Origin of the sequence: Streptomyces sp. MK37H (assembly GCF_018035285.1) — a bacterium.
Lineage (GTDB): Bacteria > Actinomycetota > Actinomycetes > Streptomycetales > Streptomycetaceae > Streptomyces > Streptomyces endocoffeicus.
Genome location: NZ_JAAAYH010000491.1, coordinates 1 through 6,366 on the forward strand (window position 1 = coordinate 1; position 6,366 = coordinate 6,366).

General features: G+C 72.6%; 7 protein-coding genes. 3 read left to right on the top strand and 4 right to left on the bottom strand.

Features of this window, described 5'->3' with window-relative positions; all coding sequences use genetic code 11:
* Positions 1 to 986: serine/threonine-protein kinase (locus tag GWI24_RS38665; protein WP_247617491.1), on the bottom strand; the 986-nt coding region annotated here is incomplete at its 3' end.
* Between the two features lie 80 nt (positions 987 to 1,066).
* Positions 1,067 to 1,885, bottom strand: coding sequence for a menaquinone biosynthetic enzyme MqnA/MqnD family protein (locus GWI24_RS38670; protein WP_210950710.1), 819 nt, complete (start codon positions 1,883 to 1,885; stop codon positions 1,067 to 1,069).
* A 395-nt stretch (positions 1,886 to 2,280) separates the two neighbouring features.
* Here GWI24_RS38670 and GWI24_RS38675 point away from each other — a divergent pair, with 395 nt between their 5' ends.
* Positions 2,281 to 2,484, top strand: a complete 204-nt coding sequence (locus tag GWI24_RS38675) for a cold-shock protein (protein WP_030834854.1) — start codon at positions 2,281 to 2,283, stop codon at positions 2,482 to 2,484.
* Positions 2,485 to 2,642: 158 nt separating this feature from the next.
* Here GWI24_RS38675 and GWI24_RS38680 read toward each other — a convergent pair whose 3' ends face one another.
* The gene (locus GWI24_RS38680) at positions 2,643 to 3,089 is read right to left on the bottom strand and encodes a cupin domain-containing protein (protein ID WP_210950711.1); all 447 of its coding nucleotides are present in this window, start codon (positions 3,087 to 3,089) and stop codon (positions 2,643 to 2,645) included.
* Between the two features lie 185 nt (positions 3,090 to 3,274).
* Between GWI24_RS38680 and GWI24_RS38685 the strand changes: the two genes are divergently transcribed.
* Both GWI24_RS38685 and GWI24_RS38690 read left to right on the top strand, forming a co-directional pair.
* A complete protein-coding gene (locus GWI24_RS38685; protein ID WP_210950712.1) occupies positions 3,275 to 4,366 on the top strand; it encodes an AraC family transcriptional regulator in 1,092 nt (363 codons plus the stop codon).
* Between the two features lie 102 nt (positions 4,367 to 4,468).
* Positions 4,469 to 5,638 (top strand): lipase family protein, encoded by a 1,170-nt coding sequence (locus GWI24_RS38690; RefSeq protein WP_210950713.1) that lies wholly within the window; start codon positions 4,469 to 4,471, stop codon positions 5,636 to 5,638.
* 119 nt (positions 5,639 to 5,757) lie between these two features.
* On the opposite strand, the gene GWI24_RS38695 is transcribed toward GWI24_RS38690, so the two are convergent.
* A partial coding sequence (locus GWI24_RS38695; RefSeq protein WP_247617493.1) for a TetR/AcrR family transcriptional regulator occupies positions 5,758 to 6,366 on the bottom strand: 609 nt, incomplete at its 5' end.

Genomic DNA, 6,366 nt, shown 5'->3' on the forward strand with positions numbered 1-6,366 from the left:
TCGGCGGACGGTGCGTCGTCGGAGGGCTCGGCGGCGGGCGGCTCCGTGACGGACGGCCGGGCGTCGGACGGCGGGGCGACGGCCTCCGCCTCCAGGTCGAGCAGCTCCACCACCTGCCGGCTCACCCGCTCGACCAGCGCCCCCGGCAGCCAGCCCGGCCGTGCCAGCCCCGAGGCGCCGTCCTCCGGGGCGAGGCGCCGCACGATCTGCTCGGGGGTGGGGCGGTCGGCCGGGTTCTTGGCGAGACACGCGGCGACCAGATCGCGCAGCTCCCCGGTCAGCTCGCGGCCGAACCGGGGCTCGTCGTGCACCACCTTGTACAGCAGCGCGGCCGAGGTGTCGCCCGGGAACGGCGGCTCACCGGTCGCCGCGTACGCCAGCACCGCGCCGAGCGAGAAGACATCGGCCGCGCCCTCGACGTTCTCGCCCAGGATCTGCTCGGGCGCCATATAGCCGGGCGAGCCGATCGAGGCGCCGGTCGAGGTCAGCGACACCGTGCCCTCGGTGGCCCGGGCGATGCCGAAGTCGATCAGCCGCGGACCGTCGAGCGCCAGCAGCACATTGGACGGCTTGACGTCGCGGTGGACCAGGCCGAGGGCGTGCACCGCGGCCAGTGCCTCGGCGAGCCCCGCGCCCAGCGCCCGCACCGACGACTCGGGCAGCGGCCCCTCGTCGGACACGGCCTGGTTGAGCGGAGGGCCCGCCACATAGCCGGTGGCCACCCACGGGATGCGTGCTTCCGGGTCGGCGTCCAGGACCGGCGCGGTGAAGGCGCCGCCGACCCGGCGCGCGGCGTCGACCTCGCGCCGGAAACGGGCGCGGAACTCCTCGTCCAGCGCGAAATGGGCGTGCACGACCTTCACCGCGACCGTGCGCCCGCCCGCGCTGCGGCCCACAAAGACCCGGCCCATACCGCCCGAACCGAGCCGACCGAGCAGCCGATAGGCGCCGATGACCTGCGGATCGTCCGCTCCCAGCGGATCCATCGCGTTGCCTCCCCCTCCGTGCGCCGGTCCAGCTTAGGGGGTGTTCCGGCCATCCACCGCAGGTCGTGCGGTCGGGAAGGTCAGCTGAGCAGCTCGACCCGGACGTCCGCGGGGTATCCGGTCGTCGGCCCCGTACGGCGGGCGAACTCGGCGATGCCCGCCAACTGCGCCTGGCCCAGGCTGAAGTCGAGGGTGGTGAAGTACCGCTCCAGCACCGACGCCTCGAGCTGCTCCCAGCGCGCCGCCTGTTCGGCGACCTTGCCGACCTCCTCCAGGGAGAGGTTCCGCGAGGACAGGAACGCCTCGTGGACCTGCCGGACGATCTCCGGCTCCCGCTCCAGATACTCGCGGCGGGCGGCCCACACCGCGAAGACGAAGGGGAGCCCGGTCCACTCCTTCCACATCTGGCCCAGGTCGTGGACCCGCAGGCCCAGCCGGGGCGCGTCATGGAGGTTGGCCCGCAGCGCGGCGTCGCCGATCAGCACCGCCGCCTCGGCCTCCTGCATCATCAGGCTGAGGTCGGGCGGGCAGGTGTAGTAGTCGGGGGCGAGTCCGTACCGCTCGGCGAGCAGCAGTTGGGCCAGGCGTACGGAGGTGCGCGAGGCGGAACCGAGTGCGACGCGCGCCCCGTTCAGCTGCTCCAGCGGCAGCTGCGAGACGATCACGCAGGACATGACGGGCCCGTCACAGCCCACCGCGATGTCGGGGAGCGCGACGAGATCGTCGGCATTGCGCAGATACTCCACCAGGCTGATCGGGCCGATGTCGAGATCGCCACTGACCAGCAGGTCGTTCAGGGCGTCGGGAGATGCCTTGGTGAGGTCGAAATCCAGGAGGGATCCGGTCCTGGCGAGGCCCCAGTACAACGGCATGCAATTGAGGTACTGGATGTGCCCCACTTTTGGCCGACTCAGCCGATGGCCGCCGGGCGGTCTGAGGCTTTCTGAGGCGTCCTGTGTACTCCGCGAGGGGGAACTCGGTGAATTGTCCACGTCTCGGAGGCTAGCCCCGCTCGCCCCGGGTAATGGCGGCGGGGTGGTCCGGTAGCCTTGTGCTGACTGGCACGTAGCCGCTCGACCTGCGATCTTATCCACCTTCGAGGCCCGGGAAACCCCTCGTTTTCGTGATCTTCGGCTCTTTCCTCGCGCACACGGAGCGTGCTAGGCTCGCCGCAAGTTGCAGTTTGGTTTCCTTGCAGTACAGAGCCTGCGGAGCATGTAACCGCAGGCTTTTGTAGTTTTCAGACTTCTTGCAGGTTCTGGAGCAGGGCAACCCTTTGGCCCAAGGAGGGCTTATGGCTACCGGAACCGTCAAGTGGTTCAACGCCGAGAAGGGCTTCGGCTTCATCGCCCAGGACGGCGGCGGCCCCGATGTCTTCGTTCACTACTCCGCGATCAACGCGACCGGCTTCCGTTCTCTCGAGGAGAACCAGGCCGTGACCTTCGACGTCACCCAGGGGCCGAAGGGTCCGCAGGCGGAGAACGTCAGCGCCGTCTGATTCAAGCAGCACCACCCAAGGAGCCCTGCTCCCCGCCCGGCGGGGAGGCGGGGCTCCTGCCTTTTGGGGCCCGTGGCTTGGGGGCCCGTGGCTTAGGAGCCCTGCCTTGGGGGGCCTGTGCCTTGGGGCCCCTGCCGGGAGCCCCTGCCTGGATGTGATCAGTCCTCCAGCAGCCGGAAGTCGGCGAAGTCGAAGCCCGGGGAGACCACACAGCTCACCAGGACCTCTTCGTCCGCCTCCGGACGGGCCGCCTGCCAGACGCCCGGCGGGATGACGACCTGGGGGCGCTGGCCGGAGGCGACATCGGGGCCCAGGAGCACCTCCGTGGGGGCCGCCTCCGGGGCGTCGCCCGTACCGCCCATCCGGAGCCGCAGCGGGCCGCCGCTGTGCCACAGCCACAGCTCGGCCGAGCGCACCACATGCCAGCGGGACTCCTCACCGGGAGTCAGCAGGAAGTAGATCGCCGTGGCGGTCGCGCGCTCGCCGTCGTACCCCGGCGGCCGCACCGTGACATCGCTGCGCCAGGTCTCCCGGTACCAGCCGCCCTCCGGATGGGGCTCGAGACCGAGCCACTGGGCCGTCGCGGGCCGTCGGGTCGTGGCCATGTCGCTCCCCGCTCTCACACGTCCGTCCGGGCCCGTCGAGAATAGCCCGTAGGGCCTCACGCCCTCCTCAAGGCCCTCACCGCCGCCCCTATAGCGCTCACGTCACCCTTACGGCGCTCACGCCGTGTAGGGGACCCGCGACGCACCGCTGACGCGGGGTACCCGCTCGGGCTACGGTTTTGACCATGGGGCGCGGGCGGCGGACGGTGACGGTGCACCATGTGCGGGCCGCGCTGCGCGGTGCGCAGCGGCTCGGCCTCGACACCGTCCCCCTGCTCCAGCGGGCCCGGATACCCCCGCTGCTGCTCACCGACGACCGCGCCCGCGTCTCCCCCGAGCAGTTCGCCCGGCTGGTGCGCGCCCTGCACCGGGCCACGGGGGACGAGTTCCTGGGGCTGGGGACCATCCGCAGCCGGCCCGGCACCTTCGCGATGATGTGCTACGCCTCGCTGGGCTGCCCCGACCTCGGCACGGCGGTGGAGCGCGGCGCCCGCTTCTACCGGCTCTTCCCCGGCGGCCCCAATCTGGCCCTGGAGCGCGGCGCGGGCCGGGGCCGGGATGCGGTGTTCGCCCTGCGCGGCGGGCTGGGCCCGCATGAGGACGCCCTTACGGCGGCCGAGAACCATATCGTCGCCGAATGGCTCATGCTCATCTGGCACCGGGTCGCGGGCTGGCTGATCGGGCGCCGGATCCCGCTGCTGTGGGCCCAGTTCGCGTATCCCCCGCCCCCGTACGCCGAGGACTACGAGCCGCTCTTCGGCTGCCCGCCCCGGTTCGGAGCGCCGCGCACCGCGGCCGGTTTCGACCACCGCTGGCTGTCCGCCCCCGTCGTCCAGGACGAGTCCACGCTCCAGACGCTGCTGCGGCACGCGCCCGCCGGGCTGCTCAGCCGCCGCGACTACGGGACGACCGTCGCCGAGCAGGTGCGGCACGCGCTCACCGGCGCGGTGCGGACGCGCGGCGGCCCGGCCGACGGCCCACGCGCCCGGCACACCGCGCGGCTCCCGGAGCTGCCCGAGGTCGCCGCCCGGCTGGCGGTCAGCCCGGCGACGCTGCGGCGGCGGCTGCGCGAGGAGGGCACGTCCTTCCAGGAGCTCAAGGACACCGTGCGGCGTGACGAGGCGGTCAGCAGCCTGGCCGAGGGGGTCGAGCCCATCGCCGATCTGGCCTTACGGCTGGGCTTCTCCGAGGACACGGCGTTCCACCGGGCGTTCCGGCGCTGGACCGGGACAACACCGGGCGCATACCGACATGAGACGTGGAGTCAGCACATCTGAGCGCCGCGGTCAGCCACAGACGCCCCGCTCGTCCCTACGGTCCTCGCAGAGCGACTCAGCACCACCAACAAGGCGCACCACCCGCACCGTTGGGAGAACCGTATGCGCGTCCGCACCACCGTACTCGCCGGCCTCGCCGCCCTCGCCCTGACCTCGGCGCTACCCGCCGCCCCGGCCGCCGCCGCATCGGGTGTCCCGGCCGCCGGCACCGGCAGACCCGGCGACATCGTCACCTCCGCTCCCACCGCCTTCCGCACCCAGCCCGGTGTGCCGACCACCGCCAAGGCATGGCACATCACCTACCGCTCGACCACCGCCACCGGCCGCCCCGACATCGTCTCCGGCACGGTCCTCGTCCCCGACGACGGCGAACAGGGCCCCCGGCCGCTCCTCACCTGGGGCATCGGCGCCGTGGGCCTCGCCGACGACTGCGCGGTGTCCGGCCGGTTCCCGCAGGGCACCTCGAGCGAGGCCCAGCTGATCGACCTGGCGCTGCGCCGCGGCTGGGCCGTCGCCGTCACCGACTACGAGGGCCTGGGCACCCCGGACGACCACACCTATACGGCCGGCCGGTCCGAGGGCCATGCCGTCCTGGACGCGGCGCGAGCCGCCCAGCGGCTTCCGGAGGCCGGGCTCTCACCGGACGCGCCCGTGGGCATCATGGGCTACTCCCAGGGCGGCCAGGCGGCCGGCTGGGCCGCCGAACTGCACGCCTCGTACGCCCCCGAGCTGCGGCTGAAGGGCACGGTCGCCGGAGGCGTGCCCGCCGACCTCCCCGCGACGCTGGAGTACAACGACGGCGGACCGGGCGCCGGGCTCGCCCTTATGGCGCTCACCGGACAGGACGCGGCCTTCCCCGCGCTGCGGCTCGACTCGTACCTCAACGACCGAGGCCGCGGCTATGTGGACTTCATGAAGCGGAACTGCGTGTCGCTCAGCACCATCGGCGGGCTCTTCCAGCACAGGTCCGAGGTGACCGTAAGGGACCCATTGGCCAGTCCGGCCTGGCAACTCGCGCTGGGCGGCTCCTTCTTGGGCACCCGCTCCCCCGACCACCCCGTCTACCTCTACCAGGGCGTGGTGGACGAGCTGATCCCGTACCGGGTCGGCGCGGCGCTGCGCGACCGCTGGTGCGCCCGGGGTGTGCCGGTGGAGTGGAAGGACTATCCGCTGGACCATGTCACCACGGCGGTGACCGGGATACCGACGGCTCTGGAGTGGATGGCCGGACGCCTGGCGGACGAGCCGACGCGGGGCAACTGCGCCGCGTGAGGCCCCGCTGACGAGCCGAAGCGGGGCAACTGCGCCGCGTAAGGCCCGGCTGACGAGCCGAAGCGGGGCAACTGCGCCGCGTAGGGCCCGGCTGACACCGTACGACGCCGCCCCACCCGTCAGCCGACCCGCTCGGGCGACCACCCCTGCCCCTGGAGCAGGTTCCCCAGCCCGGCCCAGGCGAAGTTCATCAGGGTGGCCGCGGCCTCCTTGGCCGACGGCCCACCCGCTCGCCCGTCCGCCGTCCAGTCCGCGAGCGACTCGGCCGCGCCCACCAGCGCGTGCGCGAGCCCGGACACCTCGGTGCCCGCGAGGGTCCGGGCGCGCGCCGCCCCGCGTGCCTGCTCCCGCGCCGCCGCGCCTATCAGCTGCGTCACGAACGCCACGATCTCCGCCCGCATCGCGACCACTTCACGGGCGAAGGACCGCCCCTGCGTACGGGCCTGCACATGCAACAGCGTCCAGCCGTCGGGATGTTCGGCCGTGTGCGCGAAGAAGCCGCTCAGCCCGCTCCACAACTGCCGGTCGGCGGGCGCGTCCCGCTCCACGGCGGCCCGGACCGCGGTCACCAGCGCCGCTGCCTCCCGCCGTATGCACGCCGTGAACAGCTCGTCCTTGGAGTTGAGATAGAGATAGACCAGCGGTTTGGAGACCCCGGCCAGCTCGGCGATGTCGTCCATCGAGGCGTTCTGATAGCCGCTGCGCGCGAAGGCCCGCACCCCCGCGTC

What these genes read in the sequence shown, in the direction of transcription:
- GWI24_RS38675 (WP_030834854.1), top strand. Translation starts at nt 2,281, where the DNA reads ATGGCTACCGGAACCGTCAAGTGGTTCAACGCCGAGAAGGGCTTCGGC.
- GWI24_RS38680 (WP_210950711.1), bottom strand. Translation starts at nt 3,089, where the DNA reads ATGGCCACGACCCGACGGCCCGCGACGGCCCAGTGGCTCGGTCTCGAG.
- GWI24_RS38685 (WP_210950712.1), top strand. Translation starts at nt 3,275, where the DNA reads ATGGGGCGCGGGCGGCGGACGGTGACGGTGCACCATGTGCGGGCCGCG.
- GWI24_RS38690 (WP_210950713.1), top strand. Translation starts at nt 4,469, where the DNA reads ATGCGCGTCCGCACCACCGTACTCGCCGGCCTCGCCGCCCTCGCCCTG.